Source organism: Cyclobacterium jeungdonense (assembly GCF_010994275.1).
Taxonomy (GTDB): domain Bacteria; phylum Bacteroidota; class Bacteroidia; order Cytophagales; family Cyclobacteriaceae; genus Cyclobacterium; species Cyclobacterium jeungdonense.
On the sequence record NZ_WMCD01000005.1, the window covers coordinates 107,355 to 128,616 of the forward strand.

Genomic DNA, 21,262 nt, shown 5'->3' on the forward strand with positions numbered 1-21,262 from the left:
AATTATTAATTTTTATCTTTAAGTCATGGAAGCATTAACGAGCAACGAAGAACAGGTAATGGGAATCATTTGGCAGCTGGAAAAAGCCCTGGTTCGCGACGTGTTGAATCATTATCCGGAGCCAAAACCTCCCTACACCACCCTGGCCTCTATTATCAAGCAGTTGGAGAAAAAAGGGTATCTGGATCACCAGACCTATGGCACAACCCATGAATATTTTCCTGTAATCAACAAAAAGACCTATCAACACCGGAGTTTCAACCGGATGGTAAAGAATTACTTTGAAGGGTCTGCCAAAAATGTGCTGTCATTTATGGTGGCAGAAAATAAGCTCTCCGAAAAGGACCTGAACGAATTGGAAGAAATGGTTGAAAAACTTAAAAAAGATAAAAGATCATGAATGCACTGCTGAATTATTTGTTGGAAGGAACCGTCTGTCTGGCTTTGATGGGGCTCTTTTACAGACTTTTCCTGACCAGAAACACCTTCTTTACCTGGAACAGAGCCTATTTGCTGACCGCTTTTGGGATCGCCTGGATCGTGCCCGCCCTAAACATTCCACTGCTAACTGACACAGTAGTCTTTAAGGAAGTACTCACTTACCAGTTACCTGCGATGGAGTTATCTTCTATGAATCCGCAGACGGTAACAACTAGTTGGAATACGCTGAGCTTCTTGCTTTCAGGTATTTACCTGACTGGTCTTGTCTTTTTTCTCATTCGGTTTGGCTGGGGCCTGAGGACGTTATATACCCAGGCACTAATCGCCAAGAAATCTAGCTGGGGCAACTACACCCTTCTGGAGCATCCGGATTTTGAACCTTCTTCTTTCTTCCATTGGATCTTTTTACCTCCCGAACATAAAAACAGGGCAGATCGAGAATGGATTCTTGCCCATGAGGCTGCTCATGGGAGACTACTGCATAGCCTGGATGTCCTACTTTATCAAGTGCTAAAAATCACCTTCTGGTTTTTCCCATTTATCCGTTTTTTCGAAAAAGCCTTATTGGAGGTGCATGAATACCAGGTCGACCAGAAGATGACCGAAAATCATCCTAAGGAGGCTTATGTAGACCTGTTGCTACACTTAATACGACCGGTTCAGCAGGGCACATTAGTTAATAATTTCAATCAATTTCAACTCAAAAAACGACTCAACATGATGTATCAACCAAAATCCCCCGTCCTTGCCAGAATCAGTTATGCGCTGGTTTTGCCCTTAATAGGTCTGCTATTGGTATTCTTTGCCTGCGAAACGCAGGAAGAAAAACCAAATTTGAATCTATCCCCCGAGGAGCAGATCTCTGAGCGGGTAATGCAGGGAGAAGTATTCGATGTAGTAGAAGATATGCCTTATCCTGCAGGCGGAATGGAGGGCTGGAATGCCTTCCTGAGGGAAAACCTAACCTATCCGGAAGCGGCCCGAAAGGATGGCATCGAAGGAACCGTGTATGCGATATTTACCATAGATACGGAAGGTGACATCCATGATGTGGAACTGCTGCGAGGAGTGGATCCCCGTTTGGATCAGGAAGCCCTCCGGGTATTACGAAAGGCTCCCGCATGGACCCCTGGAAAACAAAAAGGAATAGAAGTACCAGTGAAAATGCGTGTTCCGATCCGATTTAAACTAAATTAAAGAGTACGGATTGTTGTTAATCCCTCCCTGGTGGATAGAAAAGGATTTTCTACCTTCCAGGGATTTTTTAGGCTTATTTCACAAAAAATTTTAGTAGTTTTACCCATGAAGGCAGAAGTTAATCGCTTAATGGTGTTAAAAAAGTTATTACTTTGAATTTTTTTTTTAATGTATAAATCCACTTTTGGAACCGGAGACGAGGAGAAGCGACTGGAGGTTTTGAATTCCTATGCGATTTTAGACAGCCCACCTGAGCAGGAATGGGATGCCCTGACCGAATTAGCTGCCAGAGTAAGTGGGACTGGGATTTCTTTCTTGTCTTTTTTCGGAGAAGCAACCTGCTTTACCATGGCTGCTTTTGGGTTGACAATCGAAGAAATAAACGGTATACCGTCACTCTGTCGGCTTGGGTTGGAGGACACAGTATCTCCAGTGATCATTAAGGATACCCGGGAATTAAATGTGGTGGTAGCCTCCGAGCATGCCGAATACAGGTTTTTTGCACGGTTTCTATTGGTTTCCCCAAACGGATTTCTATTGGGCTCTTTGTGCGTGCTGGACCAAAATCCCTCTGTACTGAACGAGGGTCAGGTACGCTCGCTAGAGTTGCTAACAGCCCAGGCTATTACGCTATTAGAAAACAGAAAAAAGCAACGGGTGCTGCAACAAAGCTTCCGCCTGCACCGGGACCTGGAAAAACAGCGAGCACTGGACCGATTAAATAACGATGCCCTTATCAATACTACTTCGGATGACATTTGGAGTATCGACAACAATCAAAAGCTAATCGCATTCAATAAGGCCTTTGCGACGAAAATGGAGCATTTAATCGGGTTTAAGGTCTTTCCTGGCTCCCCTGCCCTCTTTCCGGAAAAAATTCCGGAAGACATGCACCAGAGGTTTAAAACTTTTTTTGCCCGCGCTCTCGCAGGTGAATCCTTTACGGAAACCTATTGTCGGCCCGAAAAACTAAAATCCGGCATGGAAATCTGGATAGAATTGAGTGCCCATCCGATTCGGGAGAAGGAGAAAATTACCGGTGCTGCCTTCTTTGCCAGAACCATTTCGGAAAGAAAATTGGCTGAACTTAAAATTAAGGAATCGGAGACCAATTACCGGATGTTATTTGATCTCAGCCCTCTTCCCAAAATGCTGCTAGACGTGGATACGCTGGAGATTTTAGAAATCAACCAGGCCGCTTTACTAAAATACGGCTACGAACGAGCCGAAATTTCGGGTTACAGCATGGGTATCCTGTTTCAGCAGGAAGAGGTGGCCGTGTTTTACGAATCCATCCAGAAACTCGGAGGAAAGAAAGGTGCCAGTAAGCTGGATCCAGTCATTCACGTGAAAAAAAACGGAGAGCTGATACAGGGGGAATTGTTTGTGCATGAGTTGGTTTATAAGGGAAGAAATTGCATGATGGCCATATTGAATGATCAGACGGAACAGTTGCAGACCCTTTCTCTAAAATCTCAAATGGCAACCATCATGGAAAACAGCCTGAATGAGATCTACATTTTTGATACGGAAAGCCTTCACTTTTCCTATGCTAACAGGGGGGCGCTTTTAAATATGGGCTATAGTTTGGAAGAACTCCGAAAGTTGGCACCCTATAATATTAAACCGGAATTTAAAGAACAAGAATTTCGTGATTTCCTTCAACCGTTACTATCTGATCGAGAGGAAAAGCTGGTATTTGTAACCGTTCACGAACGAAAGGATGGGAGCCGCTATCCCGTCGAAGTCCACTTGCAAAAAATGCGGTACGAAGGAGACTCCGCAATGGTAGCCGTAATTATAGACATCACCGAAACCAAAAAAACGGAGCAAAAACTGGTTGAACTGAACGAACTTCTGGAGAAAAGTAACCGGGAGTTGGAGCAATTTGCTTCCATTACCGCCCACGATTTACAGGAACCTTTGCGCATGGTTTCGGGGTTCACCTCGCTCATAAAAAAGAAATATGAAGGGCAACTGGATGAAAAAGGCCTTCAATACATCCATTTCGCCATGGATGGTTCCATACGAATGCAACAGATGATCAAGGATATTCTGGAGTTTTCAAAGGCAGGAAAAGGGTTGAAAAGAATGGAGCACTTTTCCCTAATGGAAGTGCTGGATCCGGTATTGAATGACCTTAAAAGTAGAATCGAGTCAAAAGGGGCCAACGTTGAGATTCCTCCCCAGGACCTGCCGTTGCATGGGCATCAAAATTCCATCTACCGATTGTTTCTAAACCTGATCTCCAATGCTCTGAAATTTATCCCGAAAGACAAGTCCCCTGAAGTTCGGATCAGAGTGAGACAGGATCGTGAGAAATACCATTTTACGATAGAAGATAATGGGATCGGCATCTCTCCGAAAGATCTTCCAAAATTATTTCAGCCCTTTAACCGCCTCCACAATAAGCAAGCCTTTGAGGGGACAGGGCTTGGGTTGGCTACCTGCAAGAAAATCGTCGTAAACCATGGTGGTGAAATCTGGATCACTTCCTCACTGGGAGAAGGCAGCCAATTTCATTTTACGATGCCGAAATCTACTGATGATTGATGATCTCCTGATGTTTTCTAGTGTAAGATCGGTATTTCAATCAAACAAAAAAACATGACTTAGGAGAGCAGATTTAATTGGTAATGGATGCCTTTTTCCTAAAACCCCTGCTCCGGGTAAATCTGATCCATTGATTTTTTTCTTAATGAATTCCTACTTCTTTGATCTAGATAATCCATGAATCCCATGGATTATATATGAAATAATATGGCATAAAAATTGTGATTAAATTAGGTAATTAGTGCTAATTATCACAATTAATACTTATTTTATTTTTACATTCAATCACACAGACCCATGCAGTTACTAACCGAAAAACGCATACAGGATTTATTGGCTATTGAAAAAGCTCCCTGCCTTTCGCTTTACATGCCGACTTACCGTAACCACCCGGACAACCGGCAAGACCCCATACGATTTAAGAACCTTTTGAAAGAAATGGAGCAATCCTTGATTCAAAAATACAGCTCAGAGGAAACGAATACTTACTTGGCACCATTGGAGAAATTCTCCGAGGACGATGAATTTTGGAACAATAGCATGGACGGGCTGGCCCTATTTAGTGCTCCTGATTTCATGGAAGTTATAAAATTACCTATAGCGGTTGAATCCCTTGCCATCGTGGCTGATAGTTTCCACACCAAACCACTTCGGAACTATTTACAGTCCACCGACCGCTATCACCTTTTGGGTTTGAGCCTCGACGAATTCACTTTGTATGAAGGGAACAGGCATTCATTGCAGCAAATAAAACTTTCCGACGACATTCCTAACACTATGGAGGATGCCCTGGGGAAAGAACTGACGGATGAGCACCACACCGTAGCCTCCTATGGAGGAGCCGCCGGAGAAAGCAACGCCATGCACCATGGCCATGGGGGTAAAAAAGACCAGGTAGATTTGGATGCAGAGCGGTTTTTCCGAGTGGTATCCAAAGAAGTGGAAGAAAATTTCTCAAAACCGCTAGGGCTTCCCCTTATTTTGGCGGCCTTACCGGAGCACCACCACCTTTTTCAAAAGGTCAACAAAAATTCCGCCTTATTACAGGAAGGTATCCAGGTAAACCCTTCCTCCGTTCCGAAAGAAAAACTGGCCAAAATGGCCTGGGAAGTCATGGAGCCTGCCTACAAGAACAATCTAAAAAATTATGTTGATCAATATGAGGAGGCCAAAGCAGCCGGTAAAGGAACAGACGATTATAAAGAATTGGCCGTCGCTGCTGTTGAGGGAAGGATCGCTAGCTTAATTGTAGAAGCAGATAGGATCATTGCTGCCCGCATCACCAATTTAGTAACCGGCAACACCCAGAAAAAAGACATGGACAACCCCAGAGTGGATGATCTTTTGGATGATATGAGCGAGTTGGTCTTAAAGATGGGAGGCAAAGTGGTGGTGATGCCACCGGAAAACATGCCTACGGATACTGGATTAGCTGGGATTTTGAGGTATTAAATTCACGGCCATTCAAATTGATGCAAACTTCATCTTGTAATCCAGGGGAGACATGTCCGTATACTTTTTAAACACTTCCCTAAAGGCTTTAGGGTCATTATATCCAACATCGTACATGATTTCGCTTACCGTTTTACGGCTTGTCTCCAACTGTTTTTTGGCTGCCTCGACTTTTACACGCTGCATGTATTCCACAATGGTATTGGTAGTTGATTGCTTAAACCTCCTTTCCAGGGTCCTCCTCCCTACCCCAAACCGCTCCGCCAGGGTTTCCACGGTGATCTTTTGGTCGTAATGCTTTTCCAGGTATTCCTGGGCAGCTAATATAACGGTATCCTCATGGGCTTTTTGACCTTTAAAAATGCTAAAGGGCAACTGGCTGTTTTTCTCCATATCCAGCAAAAAGTATTTGGAAGCCAACACTGCCATTTCCCGGCTGGTGTATTTTTCCACCAGATAGAGCAAAAGGCTCCAATATGCATTGGCACCGCCGCTGGAATAGAGCCCATTTTGCTCGCTGATGACCCGGTCATCCACCAAATTCACATCCGGAAACATCGTGCGGAATATCTGGGCATGCATCCAATGGGTGGAACAGGTCTTTCCTTTAAGTAGCCCGGTGGCGGCCAAAATAAACGCTCCAATACACAAACTGGCCACCTCTGCCCCTTTTTGGTACTGCAAAAGGATCCAATCGATCATGGAGCTGTTTTTTTGTATGGCCTGGGAAATATCCCCGCTGATAGCCGGAATGATGATCAGATCCGTTTTTTCCTCTACTTCCAATAAGCGATCCGGCCGAATGACCAATAGGCCATTACTTAGTCTGATTTCCTGGTTGGCCCCAACTAAATGTACCTTAAAATAGGCCGGTTGCCCGGAAGCTTGCAAAAATCCATTAATGGCTGTAAACATGTACTGCGGATCGACGATGGCAGCGGGTACCGCCATTTCAGGTACAAGAATAGAGACAACTTTCATAAACGAAAGATACTACATAATCCTGTCGTATTCAACCCGTTACTTTGTCGTATTTGCACAGTTAGGGACTATTATAAATGCCTTAAATTTGTAGTATATATAGTTAATACGAATGACTAACAAAAACCTCAAAGACCATGAAACCAACGATTTTCATTAATCTACCTGTAAAAGATCTCCCTGCAGCCATGGAATTTTATGCCAAAATAGGATTTACCAACAATCCGCACTTCACTGATGAAACGGCCGCAGGTATGGTCTACTCCGACACCATTTCGGTCATGCTTCTCACCCGGGAAAAATTTCAATCCTTTACTTCCAAATCGATTGCGGATACCCAGACCCAGGTACAAGTATTGAATGCGCTGGCCTTGGCTAGTAAAGAAAAAGTGGATGAAGTAACCGAAACTGCGCTACAGGCAGGCGGGACAATCGAAAGGTCCGCTTTGGACTATGGTTTTATGTATAGCACATCTGTCAATGACCTAGACGGGCACATCTGGGAGTTTTTCTGGATGGATTCCAGTCAAATCCCCGTAGAAGAAAACCAATCCAGCACACCGCAATAAACTGGAAATGAGATGAAAACGATAAACCCCTACCTCGGCTTTGATGGAAACTGCAGAGAAGCCATGACTTTCTACCAAACATGCTTTGGAGGAGCACTCACCTTTCAGACCATAGGGGAATCTCCCATGGCATCCCAATGTCCAACTGGTAAGGAAGGCCATATCCTTCACTCGAGCCTAACCGGAGACAATTTTCTCTTTATGGCTACGGATATGACACCACCTGATGGCTTCAAATCAGGAAGTGAAGTTTCCCTTGCCATTAGTTTTGATTCTGAATCCGATATCAGAAAAGTTTATGAATTACTTAGTAAACAAGGAAATGTACTCGATGATTTAAAAGAATCGCTTTGGGGTTCGCTGTTTGGGGTCGTTCAGGATAGGTTTGGGAAAGTATGGATGCTTGACTTTGAAAAGAAACAACCATAGGAATCATGAAAAATCTGAAAAACGCTATTGTTCCCTGCCTATGGTTTGACCTGCAAGCAGAAGAAGCAGTGAATTTTTATGCCAAGGTATTCGGTAATACCACCATCCACAGCATTTCCAGGTATGCCAAAGCTGGCTCCGAACAGCATCAAAAACCTGAGGGGAGCGTGATGAGCGTGGACTTCTCGATGCATGACCAGGCGTTTCTGGCCTTAAACGGCGGACCCATGTATCCACACAGCCCGGGCATCTCTTTCTATGTCACTTGTGAGTCGGCAGCAGAAGCGGATAAGGTATGGGAGGCTTTGGAAGAGGGAGGTTCGGTCCTTATGCCATTTGACTCGTACCCCTGGAGTGAAAAGTACGGATGGCTTAAGGACCAGTATGGCGTCTCCTGGCAAATTTCACTGGGAAAACTATCCGATGTAAAACAAAAATTTGTCCCTTCACTGAAGTTTGTCGGGCAAAAATTCGGAAAAGTGGAGGCGGCCATTGACTTTTACTTGGACACCTTTAAGCATTCTTCTCTGGAGGGAATTACCCGGTATGAGGAGGAGGATCCCGATGAAACCGGCAAGGTCAAACATGCTCAATTTTACCTTCAGGGCTGCACCTTTATGATGATGGAAAGTTCGCTGGCACATCATTTTGACATTACACCGGCTATTTCTTTTATTATCTTTTGCGATAAGCAGAGCGAAATTGACTACTACTGGGATAAGCTGACCCAAGGCGAAGGGGATGCCGTGCAGTGTGGCTGGCTATATGATCAGTATGGCGTTTCCTGGCAGGTAGTTCCACGAATGCTGGCAGAAGGAATGAAAGATCCGGAAAAAACCCCCAAATTAACTGCTGCTTTTATGCCTATGAAGAAACTCGATATCTCGGTTCTGGAAAAGGCACTTGAAAGATAGCCGTAAAAGTAGACTTCCAAGTATTTGGAACGCCCACTAGTTTTTATTCATTATATTCAAAACACCTTATCATGGAAACGAATAGACAGGATTTCTTAAAAAAATTTAATGAAGCCTTTGCAACTAGTGATGTGGATTTTATCCTAACCGCTGTTTCGGATGATATACTTTGGACCATCGCCGGGGACAAGGTTATTCAGGGGAAAGATCAGTTTGCCAGTAGCTTACATGAAATGGCTTCACCGGAGCCCATGAAATTGAAAATCCGACACCTTATCACGCACGGAAAAGAAGCAGCGGTGGAGGGAACCATGACTACACCTAATGGGAAAACCTATTCCTTTTGCGATATATATACCTTTAATGGCTTCAAGGATGCCCAAATAAAGGAAATGAAGAGTTATGTGGTTGAAGAACATTGATGCAAAAAAGTAGTTTTCCTGCCTTTATCTGCAGGGAATAGCACGTCGGTTGTAAATTTTCAAAGTGCTGCAGGAGTTTTATCCTGTGTTTCCAGCTTTTGCTCCCTGTAATGTCAAGCATCCAGTTCTGGCTCCCCTGGTTTGAAGGGCATGATATTTAGTTTCGCTTTTTTGTTGGCTCCATAATGAAGGTTGATACCTGTAGGACCACCTTGGTGGAGCGTAACCGGTGCCCCATGCCCCGGGTAATCAGGAGTCGGGCTTGCGGCCATACAGCTGCCAGTTGTTTTGCGTTGGAATAGTGGACACGATCATCTTCCTTGTCGTGAATAATCAGACCGGGACTGGACAGGTTCCTGGCCAGTTGCGCTAACTCAAACGTTTCCAGGCCGCCAGGCGTGGAACCCTTCATTTCCTCAGTCATCCGATGCATCGTCCCTGGATTCAGGCACAGTGTCTTCCGAAATAATGAGACCAAATCATTGAGACTAATCGGGGGAGCCATCAATACCCATTTTTTTATTTCCGGCAGCGGATGTCTGGAAGAGGCGTATAGCAACGAAAGACTGCCCAGGGAATGGCCCACCACGGCTTCGAAATTACCCTGTCCATTCATCATCCGATGGATTAGTTCCGCATTTTCAGGTATGGTAAATTGCTTTCCTCCACTCAAGCCATGCCCAGGTGCGTCAAAAGCAAATAAGGTAAATTCGGAGCCAATCAGCATTTCGACCAGGGGTTTCCATCTTGCGGAAAGGCTTTGCCATCCATGAACCAAAAGTACTTTTTTGGGACCCGTTCCCCAGGTGTACGTACGGATGGATTGCCCGTGAAAATCTACATCACTCTGACTTGCGGTCTGAAGGAATTCCAGCTCTTCCCGATTAATTTCCCGGGGTTTTGGGGTACAAAATAGTTTAAAAACGGTTTTTCCACCCTTTCGTGGCCAAAATCGAGTAAGGGCATTAAGATACATCCCCAAAAACCGATATACAAATGTTTCCTTACTCACCAAATCTAAAAATTTATCATCCTCTATTTTTCTACTCCTGCCTTTACGGGTACTTTTTCCAGCACCGCTTCCGTGTCTACCACTTTAATTTTTCGAATCAAGGGAATACAGGACAAACTGAGAAGAATCGCAGCATATCCCACCCATTCAAAATGCATCAATTTACCATCTACCCCTTCTACCAATACCATGCCTGCCAAAAAGGAGGCTATTCCAGCACTCAATTGCTGGACAGAAGAATTAAAACTCAGGAAACTTCCCCTGTTCTCGGACTTGGCAGTACCGGTGATCAAAGCGGCAGCAGGGACCATTCGACCGTTTGAGGTAATAAAGAAAAACGTGGAAACAAGCAGAGCAAACAGGATCGGGGTCACACCCATTTGGGTTAGAATGGCAATGGGAATCACATTCAAGCTCATAAATACGGTAAATACCTTAACCTTTCCATAGGCATCGGTCAATCTTCCCACCCAGGGGGAAGTAAATACGGTGAAAAATCCCCCTGCCATGTAAATATAGGTCAATTGTATTTCGGAAAATCCCACATTGGATACCATAAATGGGCTTAAAAACGGAATGATCATGAACTGCCCCAACATCATCAGTACGGTGAGCGATATGGCGCGCATCTGATTGCCATTGCTGGTAACCCTGCGGATGACCTGCATCGGACTGGGCCTGGAATCGACTTGCTGAATATGTGCGGTAATGGAAGGCACAAATCGGTATATCAGCCCGAGGATAAGCAAGGCTAGAAATGCCAAAAAGAAGAAAGGCGCATGCCAGTTGGAAAGGCTGGCAATAAATAAGCCAAAAGGAACCCCAATAACCGAAGCGACAGAAAATGCTGCCATGACCAGGCCCATGGCCCTGCCCCTTCGGCCATCAGGAATGGCATCTCCAATCACTGCAAATATTAATGCAGAAGTAAGCCCTCCAAATAATCCGGAAACAATTCGGGAAACCAACAACAGCAAATAATTAGGTGAAAGGGCACAGGCCAGGGTTCCGACTAAGAAACCGACAAAAACCCATAAGAAAATGCTCCGTCGGTCGTATTTATCCAAGATAAAGGCCCCAATAAAACTGCTAATTCCAGCGCTAAAGGTATAGGAAGACACCAACAGGCCAAATTGCTGGGGAGAGATGTCAAAGACACGCATCAATTGCGGACCCAAAGGCATCATGATCATGAAATCCACTATATGGGTAAAATTAACCGCTGCCAGTGTCCAGAGTAAAAGTTTTTCCTTATTCATTCCCTTAAAATATCTTCAGTGAAAACCGGATAGGCAGACCGAAAGTTCTAAGCCTGGACAATAAACTTAAGCCTGTATAAATACGTAACCCTATCGGGTACCTATTTGAATAGGCTCCGGCCTATTCTCAATTTTGTCTACAAAATGGCTTATTTCCTGATATTTTGGCTTCTGTAGCGTTTTCCTTTCAATAAATCTAGCTACCTTTACAAGATTATAAAAGAAACGGGTAAGATAACAGCCGGTAAAAACGAGAATTACGCCCTTTTCCGCATCTTAAACCATCCTCCAAAATCGTCCTTTATGAGCAGATAGGAATCTTTCCGACTGCAAAATTCTCAAATGGATACCTGATCAAAATTCGCCTAAGACCCGACTTTTCTTTTTACAACAAATCATCTTATTATTTTTGGCCGACATGGCCATTTGAACCATGCTATTACATGACATTTAAAGAACTAAATTTAATCGATCCATTACTGAAGGCACTTCAGGATAAAAATTACGTTGAGCCGACGGCCATTCAGCAGAAAGCCATACCGCAGATTTTAGCCAAAAGAGATATTCTGGGAAGTGCCCAGACAGGTACTGGCAAAACGGCCGCATTTGCCTTACCTATCATCCAATTACTGCACACCGACCATTCACAGGAAAGGGGACGTGTCGCTATCAAATCACTGATCGTCACACCTACCCGGGAACTAGCCATTCAAATCCATGAAAACCTGGAATTTTACGGAAAGTACACCCGACTCAAGCATGCCGTCATTTTTGGTGGGGTAAAACAAGGCTCTCAGGTAAGCGCCCTGAACCGAGGCGTGGACATATTGGTAGCCACTCCCGGAAGACTTCTGGATCTGATCAACCAAGGATACATCAAACTGGATCAGATAAAGTTATTCGTACTGGATGAAGCCGACCGAATGCTGGACATGGGCTTTATCAATGACATCAAAAAACTCTTAAAATTGCTGCCGGCAAAAAGGCAATCGCTCTTTTTCTCCGCCACCATGCCTGCCAATATTGTAGAACTTTCGGATAAAATCTTAACCAACCCTGTTAGAATAGAAGTAAGTCCGGTTTCCTCTGCAGCCGAAACCCTGCAACAAAAAGTATATTTCACCAATAAGTCTACCAAGAAGGATTTATTATTCCATATTTTAAAAGACAAAAATATGGATCAGGTGCTGTTGTTTTCCCGAACCAAACATGGAGCGGATAAAATTACCAAAAATCTGAAAGCCGCAGGCATTCAGGCAGCAGCTATCCACGGCAACAAAGCACAAAATCACCGGCAAAAAGTATTGAGTCAGTTTAAGGACGGCAGCATCCGGGTCCTGGTAGCAACGGATATTGCAGCCAGAGGGATCGACATCGATAAGTTGCAATACGTGTTGAATTACGATATTCCAGAAGATCCGGAAACCTACGTACACCGGATAGGCCGGTCAGGAAGAGCAGGAGAGACCGGTACGGCCATCTCCCTATGCGAGCCGGAAGAAAATACGGACCTGAGGGCCATAGAAAACCTGATCCATCAAAAAATTGAGGTGGCGGATAACAACCCTTTTCCCCAGACCGACAAACCCATGTCGGCGCAGGAAAAGAAAGAGCACAACAAAGAAAAACAAAGGAAAAAGCAGGCCTTTTTTTCCAACCGGAAAAATTCACGGTGAGAACAAATTCACTTGCGTTCGATCATATAATAATATCACCGTCCGAACAAAATCAAATCCCCACTGACAGGGGATAAGGGGAATTTTGTAACGTAAACAACCGAAATACAAACGGATACAAGTTTAAAATATTCGAAAAAATTCTCCTGATTCTGGTCGGAACAGACTCTTCGCCCCATTAGGAAGGGGAAATTAGTTCCAATTTGGCTTAGGTAAAGAAGGAAACCGCTTGACAAAATAAACGCCATCATTGGTAAGTATAAAAATCGAATTGAGGATTAAAGGTAACTGATAAACTGCTTGCCTCTATGTGTTACCAGGATTTCCTGTTCTTTGCGAATGCGATCCCGGTGCTCCTGACCCGGACTGGACAATAGTTGAAGGTTGACTTGCCAAACTTCATTTCTCCAGGAACTGATAAGCTTTGAAAGCAACCATTCATCTGCCCTGCACATAATGATGTCCAGGGCGGCCATGCTCCAGGAGGAGGGATTTACGATACTATCCTGCACCGAGTCAATGGTTTGAGCAATTATTTCGTTTACCAATTCGTGGTCCTTCTTTAGCGTTTGTTTATGGGTTTCTGGCAACTGGAACCAGTTTTCCGCCAAACAATCATACAAAGCCAACGGCAGATCGTAATTAATGTGGGCATTTACTCCGAGTAGCAAATTTTGGATAACATTGATCTCCGGGTCCTTACTGGCGTCATGAACCTGGCGCCAAACCATGGGAGATAATTCCGGATTCTGATCGTAATGCTTCAGCGCATCAAAATAATACTCGGAAAATCGGATGAGTAATTGAGACACCCAGGGTGCATGGAAAAATTGGCCCTTATTGACGGCCTCGTGCATGGCTTGGCTCATCATGGAATAACAGCCCAAAAATACATGCCGCCGGTCACCGGTGCTTTTCCACCCGTCAACTCTTTCTTTCATGGTCAGTAATAGGGATGGGATATCCTGCATCATGGGTTAATTTTTTAGGATTGAACCAGCAACTACGATCACCAAACAGTAGCTTTAAGCCGCTGGTTACACTAGGTATATACCTTGACTGTTTTCAAATTTCAATATACTGATCCTGGCAAAAAATCAAATCATACAGAACCCTTTATGATTGAAAAAAATGCCGGGGCTCTCCGTCAAAACTGAATTTTCCATTCTCCATTACCAGTACCCGCTGTGCCATGCGGCTAATTTCCGATGCATCATGGCTCACCAGAAGCGTAGTAAGCCCGTATTCATTATGAAACTGAACCAGGTATTCCTGTAGTTTGGCCCGCATTTTCATATCCAGTGCAGAAAAAGGCTCATCCAATAAAAGTATTTTGGGTTTCCGTATCATGGCCCGGGCCAAAGCCACCCGTTGCTTCTGCCCGCCCGACAATACGGATGGCTTTTTGGAAGCCAGCTTTTTCAATCCAACCCTTTCCAGTAATTCCTGCACAATTACTGGGTTTTGGCCTTTGCTCAAAGCAAATTCCAGATTTTCGGAAATGCTCATATTGGGAAAAAGCGAATGCTCCTGAAATACCATCCCAATATTTCGCTTTGTGGGTTTCAGGTTGACAGCTTCGGTTTGTGAATACCAAACTTCCCCGTCTACTTTCAACAAACCCCGTTCAGGCTTCATCAGACCGGAAATCAGGCGCAGGATACTGGATTTTCCCGCTCCGGAAGGTCCATAGATCCCAATCAATTCCCCATTCTCAATTTGACAGGAAACCTGCAATTTCATTTTGCCTTCCGGCCCGAATAATGATTTTTCCAGCACCAAGTCAATCATAGCTCAGAACTCTGCTTTTATCACGATTCAGCCAATAGGTAATCAGCAAAACCAGAAAGGAAAATCCAATAAGAATCAAACTGTAGGTATTGGCCTGCGCATAATTCATGGCTTCCACTTCGTTATAAATGGCGACTGCAATCACTCGCGTTTCGTCGGGAATGTTTCCTCCCACCATCAATACCACCCCAAACTCCCCCACGGTATGTGCAAAAGACAAAACACCGGCTGTAAGCAGTGCACTCTTCATATTGGGAAGCATGACCCTGCTTAAGGTGACCCACCTTCCTTTACCCAAGGTTTGGGTAGTATCAATCCAGGCCTTTGGAATTCCGGTAAACCCGGAACGCAAGGGCTGAACCATAAAAGGCAAACTGTAAATAACAGAGGCCAGCACCAATCCCGGAAAAGTAAATACCAGCCGTAGATCAAAATAGCGATCCAGGAAGTCGCCCACCGGATTTTCCGGACTAAAAAACAAGAGCAGGTAGAACCCCAAAACCGTAGGAGGCAAAACCAAGGGTAAACTGACAATCGCCTCTACCACATACTTAATCCGAAGCCTGCTAAAAGCCAGCCAATAGGCCAAAGGAATGCCAATCAGGAAAAGGATTAGGGTGGTAAACAGTGCCAGCCTCAGGGTGAGAAAGAAGGGGCTAAAATCCATCAGATTGAAGGTTGGGAAAATCCAAAATAGCGAAAAATACCAATCGCCTTTTCACCTTTTAAAAACTCCATAAAGGCATACGATTCCGGACTACTTTCCCCGTGACTGGTAACTACCGCACCCTGTACTAAGGGAGAATGACTTGATTCCGGAATTAAAAAATATGATTTCTGAAGCTTCTTCATGGCGGGCGAGAGGGCCAAAGATAACGCAATAATTCCCAGATCTGCCGCTCCGGTAGAGACAAATTGGGCAGCCTGAGAAATGTTTTCTCCTTTTACAAACAAGGGAGCCAGCCTTTCATACAACCCATAAAAGGCCAGGGACTCCACCGCCCGTTTTCCGTAAGGAGCATGATCGGGATTGGCGATTGCTATCTTCCTTACCCAGGACTGCTGAAAAGCCTCCATCCCAAGATCCTTTACATCATACTTTTTGCTCCATACCACCAGCCTGCCTACTCCGTATAAATAAATTTCAGATGCCGTCATGCCCTTTTCGGCCAGTAATTCCGGATAGCGCACATCCGCCGACATGAAAATATGAAAAGGTGCCCGGTTGGAAAGCTGTTCATATAATTTCCCGGAGGATCCATAAATGGGCTTAACGGTGATTTCCTTTTCATGGTTAAAAACCAAAATAATCGAGTCCAGAGCAAATTTTAGGTCCGAAGCTGCAGCTACCAAAACCGGAGGCTCCCGGTGCGCATTTGCTGATTGAAAGAAAATCACAAAACTCAAAAACAAAAAAATCACTTTACCTTTCCTTTTCATAGATAGTCTTTGATTACAAAAATTATTCTCTCGCATCTTTTATTTCTATTTCAATAACTTCTCGTACCCACCTGGCCTGCTTTTTTTCATGGGCAACCACCAATCGCAGAGGGCCAACCCCTGGTCTGAGTGGGTCCCCATTTATCAAAAATGCAAGGAGAACAGACTGATCGGTAAAGGACGGGTCAATCTCTGGCAAGGCAAATACAACCTTGTACCCATCCCGGGCATGAATTAGAATGTATTTAGACAGGTTTTCTCCTCTCAGAGCTCCTTCCATTGGCATACCTGTTCTGTTCAACAGTTCCCAAAGATCAACCCCCTGGTAGATGACTTGATCGCCATTTTGGTTTTTGACCACCACTTCCCGAAGACCCTTTGCTACCAAATCTTCCATAGCCAAGTCCATCGGTGGTCCTGGCTGGCCGCTTATTCGAAGGTGTGTCGGGCCCTGATCTTGCGCTAACATCAATTTTGGCAAGCTTAGCATCATCATCAGGGTCAGAAGGCTGACCGTAATTGTAGATTTCATGAAAGAAACAACAGAATGAATATCGATATGTTTATAAATATATATCGATTTTGGTTAAAAGCAAAAACCACCACCTTTTGGGCAGTGGTCCACTATTCGGAATGCCATGGGAAATAGGAGAGGAATTAAATACTATCCAGGATTTCAACTTCCTCTTCCGTTATCTTTTCTAACTTTTCGGACAACTTTTCAAACTTCACAATGAGGTTTCTGGCATGTTCCGTGATTTCTGCCCCCCCGCCTTTTTCTCCCCCTTTTTTCAGGAGGACGTAAGGCTGGCTTCCCCGGCTGTTGAGGTCATTGATCATCTCCCAGGCTTTTTTGTAGGACATGCCCATTTGCTGGGCGGCTTTGGAAAGAGATCCTTCGGACTGGATCAGGGTAAGGAGTTGCAGCCTTCCCGGACCGAAAAATTTCTCCTGATCCAGGGTAATCCAACACCTGATTCTTAGTTTTTTTTCCATGAGCTAAATTTTGAAGCAGGGTTTTAAGATGAAAGAAAACGTATACCGGGCCATAATAAACTGACAGCGATCCGGAACGCATTCTATATCCAGAATTAAAAATACGATCCTTTTTGCTATTTTTGAATGAATCATTTAACTCTACCCAGAATTAATTCTGACATTTTTGTGGAATTATTTATGGGTGATCCGTTTCTAACCATTTATAAGGAAAATGGTGAATACTTAAATCCGAATATCGGGCAATTGTAGCATAAGCCCTCCACGGCTTTTTTTGTTTTAAGAGACTTTTTTACAGAAAGGATTGTTTAGTTCGTGATTATTATTAATTTACAATGTATTCAATTCTTTGTGCATTTAAACAACTTTTTTTATCATGAATCCATTCCCACTCTCTTCGATTCTCCACATTTTTTTGAAGGTCAATCGCTTTTTCCGACTCAAGTTAATTTTTGTTTTGGTTTTTTCCTTTGCTATTTCCTTTAGAGGAACGGCTCAAACAGAAACTGTTAGATTTACTGCAAAGCAGGCAGTCTATCTTGAGGTTGGTGGAAATGCGGGCCGGTATGCATTCAATTATGGGCGAATATTCTATCAAAAAGGGAAACTAAAGCTAAATGCGAGTGCAGGTTTTTCAATGTTTCATCACAGATTAAATGCTAAAACTACATGGCTCCCGGTAGTACCCTTAGAGATATCAGCATTTTATGGTAAGTCAAACCATCATCTGGAATTAGGTATGGGAGTTACTTCTTACCTAACCAGAAGTATAGGCTTTAATTCTGAGACGTTTCAAACAATTGATAAAGTGGTTTTTGATGCGGCCATACCTTTAAGAATAGGCTATAGGTATCAAAAGCCTGAAGGTGGATTCTTTTTTAGAGTGGGGTACACCCCATTTCTTGCCATGCCCATTAAGCCCCGCAAATATTGGGCTTTTCAGCCGGTTTTTGCAGGCTTGAGTTTGGGACTGAGTTTTTAATCGCCATCAATCAAACTCGTTTGCATGCTTACGATTGAATGAGATGGAGGAAGATGGACGATCCATTCTCAAAAGTCTCTCCCTCTCTTCGTTCTCTCCAGTCTCCCCTTCTCACACATCTGTACAAAAACTTTCTTTAGTAAAAACCATACTCTCCTAATTCAATGAACGGCCCTCCTAAAAGAATTTTTTACCAGCTCCTCGCTCCACCCCTCCCAGGGCCACCACGGTATCCTCCCGGTCTGTCGCCTTCATCAGGCAGATCAGACTTTTTGAAATTACCGATGATATAGGTAAAGGAAACCATGGCATAGCGGGTCAGTACATTGGAGTACACATCTGTCACAGCCACATCCGAAACAGTCCTGGAAATGCTGTTGTTCTGCTTGAGCAGGTCAAAGACATACACCTTCAATTCCCCTTTGTTGTTTTTCAGGAAGCGGTAACCTGCTTCGATATTCCATAACCAGACCGATTGGTCCAAACCCTCAGAAAGACCCCTGTAGAGCATGTTGTTGACATTATTAGCAATAAAAGTTTTTCCGTCATTGGGAGAATAATAAAACCGTAGGTTACTGCTTTGAATGAAATAATTTTGGTCAAGATTGCTTTGAAGGCTGCTGTTCACGATGGTGTAAGTGGCATTGGTGGAGAGATTAAAATCCACATCTTTGCTGATATTGCTGGCAAATGTGATGCCCTGCCGTATGTCGATATTTTCGTTCGTGTTCGTTTGTCCGTTGATCATTCCCGGGGTACGGCCATAGCTGATGCCCGGGTTCAAATTCACCTTCGTTTTCCATTTTGGAATGCTGGTTCCATAACTAAAAAATAGCCGCGCATTCATTTGTCCATTTAAATTTACCGGACTGGTGATTTGCCCGCCTCTCCTGAGCAGTACTTCATTATTTATCAGGGTGTCCTGAGGAGCCACAAACGTACTCGTCCCAATGTAATTATTATTCAAATTGGTAAACAAAAACACGAAAAAGGATTTGTTTGTCTCCATATTGAATTTAGACATGTTGACAAACATGGAGTGGTTGTAACTTTGCCCCAGTGAAGGATTACCTACGGAAAGATTCAAGGGGTTACTGTTATTAATCACATTTTGCAGTTGGTTTACGCTAGGCTCATCCGTACGAGTCCGGTACCGGAACCGGTAACTGGTACCCGTTTCGGTTCGGTAATTCATGGTCAGGGTAGGCATGATATTTTTAAAATCCCGATAGAAGGTTCCCTCTGTGGGAAACACACTTTCATTATCCAATACCGCATATTGGTAGTCCAGGTCCATATTGATATTCAATCCCTTGTTGTTGTACCGATATCCTAATCCGGCCCGCTGGGTCAAAAATTTATTATCAAATTCGTTGCTTAACGCCGTATCCAATACCATGATTCCCTGTTCGTTGGCCAATTGAAAGGTCTTCTGATCCGCAGCACTTTTATTGTTCCCAACCTGATAGGAGAATGTCGCTACCGATCTTTCGCTAATCGGCTCGGTATAGGTCAGGTTGGTCCGGTAATTAAACCCATCAGACAAAGCCGTTGTTTCCTGGACCAAGGTATCGAAAGCATTTCTGACGTAATCTTTGTTGGAAGAGATCAGATCCGTTAACTCATCCCGTTGGTTCCAGGAGGTAAATAAATCGACGGATACCGTCCGGCCCACCTTATCGAACTTATACCGGTAGGTAAGGTTATTGGAAATGGAATAGCCCTGAGTTTCATTCTCGGTTAAGTTTCGGGTGTCGCTAAGGGAATCCAGGGATTGATCCAGATTCAGGCCCTCCAGGTTGCTATACCTGTAATTATCCTGGAAATTAATGCTAGGGCTGATAATCAATGCATTCTTTTCATTGATATCGTATTCCATCCGGGCATTCATGCGGTGATTGTTATTATTAATGGTGCTGATTTGGTCTTCCTGATAAATCTGACGCTGGTCTTCCGTGATAACGGTTTCTCTGTTGGTATTTTCGAAAACCGTATTATCGGTGGCGTTAAAAAAATAACTTCCGGTAAAATTGATTTTCTCGCCCCATTTATCGCTGTAATTTAATCCCAGCGAGTTGGTAGTAACGATTCCATTGTTTGATCCTACACCGAAGCTATTTCCGCCCGGTCCACCTCGTCGCCCTCTTCGGCCACCGCCACCGAGACCTCCACTTACTCCCAGCAGGTCGTCTGATGCAAAGTTTTGCTGGTTCACATTATTGGACATACCGATAATGGAAATTCTTCGGTCTCCATTAAAAAAATTGATATTTCCACCTACCGAATAGGTATTGTCGGTACCATAACCACCATAAACCCTTCCGAAGTAGCTGTTGCGCATGTTTCCCTTCGTGATGATGTTGATCGTTTTGGCGTAATTACCGTCATCCAGTCCTGTAAGCCGTGATTGGTCGGAGCGTTGATCCAATACTTCGACGCTGGAAATCGCATCAGCGGGAAGATTCCTTAAAGCTATCGAAGGGTCATTTCCAAAAAACTCTCGTCCATCAACCAATATCTTTTGCACTTGTTCACCTTGAGCCTGGACCTGACCGTTTTCTATGGTAATGCCTGGAAGCTTGCCAATAAGGTCTTCGGCCATGGCATTTTCCTTTGTTTTAAAGGCACTGGCGTTAAAAACTGCCGTGTCTCCCTTCATTTCTCCTACCGAATTTTCCCCTTCTATCACCACTTCACCTAGTAATTGACTGTCCTCCCGAATGGAAATAATGCCAAGATCCAAAGGCATCCCTCTGGAAAATTCACGGGTGATTTTTACAAAACCCACATAGGAAACTTCCAATTTGAATACGGGAAGGCGGGGATAGGCAATTTTAAAAGTTCCGTCCGGACCAGTGGTAGTACTACTGATCAGGGTATCCCCTTGAGTTTTGAGTACTACGTTAGCGCCAATCATGGGGTCTTCACTGCCCTGCTCCACTATTTTTCCCTGGATCATGGGTGGAGTTGGTTGATCCTGCCGGGCTTCCAACTGGGTGCCCGCCATTAACATGCCCAGGAAACAGGCAAAAAGAGTACTAATCCTCATCGTATTTTTTGGTTATCATTTACGAGGATTAGACAGGCATTCTTCCGCTGGGTTTAATGACCAGAGAAAAAAAGTACCAGGGGATAAAAAAGAGAATTT

The 21,262-nt window shown here is 44.1% G+C and carries 20 protein-coding genes; 10 read left to right on the forward strand and 10 right to left on the reverse strand.

Annotated features, from left to right (window positions below):
- Nucleotides 1-25 precede the first annotated feature (25 nt).
- The 4 genes from GKS34_RS11975 to GKS34_RS11990 all read left to right on the forward strand — a co-directional run bounded on the left by GKS34_RS11975 (nucleotide 26) and on the right by GKS34_RS11990 (nucleotide 5,643).
- Nucleotides 26-400 carry a BlaI/MecI/CopY family transcriptional regulator gene (locus GKS34_RS11975; protein ID WP_163385064.1) on the forward strand — a complete coding sequence of 125 codons (375 nt, stop codon included), beginning with the start codon at nucleotides 26-28 and terminating at the stop codon, nucleotides 398-400.
- Nucleotides 397-1,638: a TonB family protein gene (locus tag GKS34_RS11980; protein ID WP_163385065.1), complete on the forward strand. Its 1,242-nt coding sequence runs from the start codon at nucleotides 397-399 to the stop codon at nucleotides 1,636-1,638. The genes GKS34_RS11975 and GKS34_RS11980 overlap by 4 nt, the downstream gene beginning before the upstream one ends.
- A 168-nt stretch (nucleotides 1,639-1,806) precedes the next feature.
- Nucleotides 1,807-4,191 (forward strand): PAS domain S-box protein, encoded by a 2,385-nt coding sequence (locus tag GKS34_RS11985; protein WP_163385066.1) that lies wholly within the window; start codon nucleotides 1,807-1,809, stop codon nucleotides 4,189-4,191.
- Between the two features lie 297 nt (nucleotides 4,192-4,488).
- Nucleotides 4,489-5,643 carry a baeRF3 domain-containing protein gene (locus GKS34_RS11990; RefSeq protein WP_163385067.1) on the forward strand — a complete coding sequence of 385 codons (1,155 nt, stop codon included), beginning with the start codon at nucleotides 4,489-4,491 and terminating at the stop codon, nucleotides 5,641-5,643.
- A gap of 12 nt (nucleotides 5,644-5,655) precedes the next feature.
- Here the strand turns inward: GKS34_RS11990 and GKS34_RS11995 are convergent, their stop codons facing one another.
- Nucleotides 5,656-6,624: a GlxA family transcriptional regulator gene (locus GKS34_RS11995; protein ID WP_163385068.1), complete on the reverse strand. Its 969-nt coding sequence runs from the start codon at nucleotides 6,622-6,624 to the stop codon at nucleotides 5,656-5,658.
- Between the two features lie 137 nt (nucleotides 6,625-6,761).
- Here GKS34_RS11995 and GKS34_RS12000 point away from each other — a divergent pair, with 137 nt between their 5' ends.
- From GKS34_RS12000 to GKS34_RS12015, 4 genes are all read left to right on the forward strand, one after another.
- Entirely contained in the window at nucleotides 6,762-7,193 is a 432-nt protein-coding gene (locus GKS34_RS12000) for a VOC family protein (protein WP_163385069.1), read from the forward strand.
- Between the two features lie 12 nt (nucleotides 7,194-7,205).
- Nucleotides 7,206-7,622: a VOC family protein gene (locus GKS34_RS12005; RefSeq protein WP_163385070.1), complete on the forward strand. Its 417-nt coding sequence runs from the start codon at nucleotides 7,206-7,208 to the stop codon at nucleotides 7,620-7,622.
- A 5-nt stretch (nucleotides 7,623-7,627) separates the two neighbouring features.
- Nucleotides 7,628-8,536 (forward strand): VOC family protein, encoded by a 909-nt coding sequence (locus GKS34_RS12010; RefSeq protein WP_163385071.1) that lies wholly within the window; start codon nucleotides 7,628-7,630, stop codon nucleotides 8,534-8,536.
- A gap of 71 nt (nucleotides 8,537-8,607) precedes the next feature.
- The gene (locus GKS34_RS12015; RefSeq protein ID WP_163385072.1) at nucleotides 8,608-8,958 is read left to right on the forward strand and encodes a nuclear transport factor 2 family protein; all 351 of its coding nucleotides are present in this window, start codon (nucleotides 8,608-8,610) and stop codon (nucleotides 8,956-8,958) included.
- Between the two features lie 157 nt (nucleotides 8,959-9,115).
- Here GKS34_RS12015 and GKS34_RS12020 read toward each other — a convergent pair whose 3' ends face one another.
- Both GKS34_RS12020 and GKS34_RS12025 read right to left on the reverse strand, forming a co-directional pair.
- The gene (locus GKS34_RS12020; RefSeq protein WP_163385073.1) at nucleotides 9,116-9,970 is read right to left on the reverse strand and encodes an alpha/beta fold hydrolase; all 855 of its coding nucleotides are present in this window, start codon (nucleotides 9,968-9,970) and stop codon (nucleotides 9,116-9,118) included.
- A gap of 23 nt (nucleotides 9,971-9,993) precedes the next feature.
- Nucleotides 9,994-11,229, reverse strand: coding sequence for an MFS transporter (locus tag GKS34_RS12025; protein ID WP_163385074.1), 1,236 nt, complete (start codon nucleotides 11,227-11,229; stop codon nucleotides 9,994-9,996).
- Nucleotides 11,230-11,672: 443 nt separating this feature from the next.
- On the opposite strand from GKS34_RS12025, the gene GKS34_RS12030 reads away from it, so the two are divergent.
- The gene (locus GKS34_RS12030) at nucleotides 11,673-12,905 is read left to right on the forward strand and encodes a DEAD/DEAH box helicase (RefSeq protein ID WP_163385075.1); all 1,233 of its coding nucleotides are present in this window, start codon (nucleotides 11,673-11,675) and stop codon (nucleotides 12,903-12,905) included.
- A gap of 278 nt (nucleotides 12,906-13,183) precedes the next feature.
- Here the strand turns inward: GKS34_RS12030 and GKS34_RS12035 are convergent, their stop codons facing one another.
- The 6 genes from GKS34_RS12035 to GKS34_RS12060 form a co-directional block, all read right to left on the reverse strand.
- Nucleotides 13,184-13,879, reverse strand: a complete 696-nt coding sequence (locus tag GKS34_RS12035) for a DUF5995 family protein (RefSeq protein WP_163385076.1) — start codon at nucleotides 13,877-13,879, stop codon at nucleotides 13,184-13,186.
- A 142-nt stretch (nucleotides 13,880-14,021) separates the two neighbouring features.
- A complete protein-coding gene (locus tag GKS34_RS12040; RefSeq protein ID WP_163385077.1) occupies nucleotides 14,022-14,696 on the reverse strand; it encodes a sulfate/molybdate ABC transporter ATP-binding protein in 675 nt (224 codons plus the stop codon).
- The gene (modB, locus tag GKS34_RS12045) at nucleotides 14,689-15,363 is read right to left on the reverse strand and encodes a molybdate ABC transporter permease subunit (protein ID WP_163385078.1); all 675 of its coding nucleotides are present in this window, start codon (nucleotides 15,361-15,363) and stop codon (nucleotides 14,689-14,691) included. Before modB ends, GKS34_RS12040 begins: the two co-directional genes overlap by 8 nt.
- Nucleotides 15,363-16,136, reverse strand: a complete 774-nt coding sequence (gene modA / locus GKS34_RS12050) for a molybdate ABC transporter substrate-binding protein (RefSeq protein WP_163385079.1) — start codon at nucleotides 16,134-16,136, stop codon at nucleotides 15,363-15,365. Before modA ends, modB begins: the two co-directional genes overlap by 1 nt.
- Nucleotides 16,137-16,158: 22 nt before the next feature.
- Complete coding sequence (locus GKS34_RS12055) at nucleotides 16,159-16,668, reverse strand: molybdopterin-dependent oxidoreductase (RefSeq protein WP_163385080.1); 510 nt, start codon at nucleotides 16,666-16,668, stop codon at nucleotides 16,159-16,161.
- 125 nt (nucleotides 16,669-16,793) lie between these two features.
- On the reverse strand, nucleotides 16,794-17,132 hold the full coding sequence (locus GKS34_RS12060) for a winged helix-turn-helix domain-containing protein (RefSeq protein WP_163385081.1): 339 nt from the start codon (nucleotides 17,130-17,132) through the stop codon (nucleotides 16,794-16,796).
- 376 nt (nucleotides 17,133-17,508) lie between these two features.
- On the opposite strand from GKS34_RS12060, the gene GKS34_RS12065 reads away from it, so the two are divergent.
- On the forward strand, nucleotides 17,509-18,114 hold the full coding sequence (locus tag GKS34_RS12065; protein ID WP_163385082.1) for a hypothetical protein: 606 nt from the start codon (nucleotides 17,509-17,511) through the stop codon (nucleotides 18,112-18,114).
- A 190-nt stretch (nucleotides 18,115-18,304) separates the two neighbouring features.
- On the opposite strand, the gene GKS34_RS12070 is transcribed toward GKS34_RS12065, so the two are convergent.
- Nucleotides 18,305-21,163 (reverse strand): outer membrane beta-barrel protein, encoded by a 2,859-nt coding sequence (locus GKS34_RS12070; protein WP_163385083.1) that lies wholly within the window; start codon nucleotides 21,161-21,163, stop codon nucleotides 18,305-18,307.
- Between the last annotated feature and the right edge of the window lie 99 nt (nucleotides 21,164-21,262).